1 pseudogene is annotated in these 253 nt (G+C 46.6%); it reads left to right on the forward strand.

Annotated elements, in window-relative coordinates:
• Positions 1-131: 131 nt before the first annotated feature.
• Positions 132-253: pseudogene (locus tag AACW06_RS20530) on the forward strand (IS30 family transposase); the annotation flags it as partial.

Consider the following 253-nt stretch of genomic DNA (forward strand, 5'->3'; position numbering starts at 1 on the left):
CTTATTGTACTCCGCCCAGTTAGTTATCTTCTTTTTCGTTTTCCCCATGTCATCACCGCTCTTACCATCACAAAGGATCAGATCGCAGGACTTGGAAAAGGTTCAACTGATTTAGGCAACAACGCCGCCTCACTTTAATCGGCCAGCTCGACAACCGAACCACAGCTTCACTCAATGCAAAAGTGAGCGAACTTATCATCCGCTCAGGCTTACCCTTTAAGACTATCACCGCGGACAATGGCACTGAATTTCA

This window comes from Vibrio sp. S12_S33 (assembly GCF_963889785.1).
GTDB classification, from domain to species: domain Bacteria; phylum Pseudomonadota; class Gammaproteobacteria; order Enterobacterales; family Vibrionaceae; genus Vibrio; species Vibrio aestuarianus.